Annotated in this window: 1 protein-coding gene; it reads left to right on the forward strand. The window is 36.5% G+C overall.

What is annotated here, in order from left to right; all coding sequences use genetic code 11:
• Window positions 1–86: 86 nt before the first annotated feature.
• Window positions 87–411: site-specific integrase (locus HMPREF0528_RS08745; protein WP_004896662.1), on the forward strand; the 325-nt coding region annotated here is incomplete at its 3' end.

The raw sequence follows: 411 nt of genomic DNA on the forward strand, positions 1-411 counted from the left end.
AATCTGATACTACAAGAATACAATGCTAGTATAGCAAGATAACAATGTAATAAGCTAGCATAGTAACAAAGTAGGTGAATGTTAGGATGGTAGAAATAAAACCAATAAGAAAAATAAGCGGTGAACTGGTAACCTCAATAGGCTCAAAGCAGTTGGATTTTCAGCATAGCAACTTGGATGATCTTTTTGATAAGTTTGTCATATTTATTGATGGTTCGCCTAATACAGTTAGGACTTATCGAACATCTTTGAAGCAGTGGTTTATCTACATGAAGGAAAAAGGAATCACGCATCCAGATCCCGACACTGTAAGACAGTACAGAGAATTTTTAAAGGCAAGTGGCAAGAAACCGACCACAATCCAGAATTATATAGTTGCGGTTAAACGCTTCTTTGAGTGGACTGAAGAAG

The organism is Lactobacillus johnsonii ATCC 33200 (assembly GCF_000159355.1).
GTDB lineage: Bacteria > Bacillota > Bacilli > Lactobacillales > Lactobacillaceae > Lactobacillus > Lactobacillus johnsonii.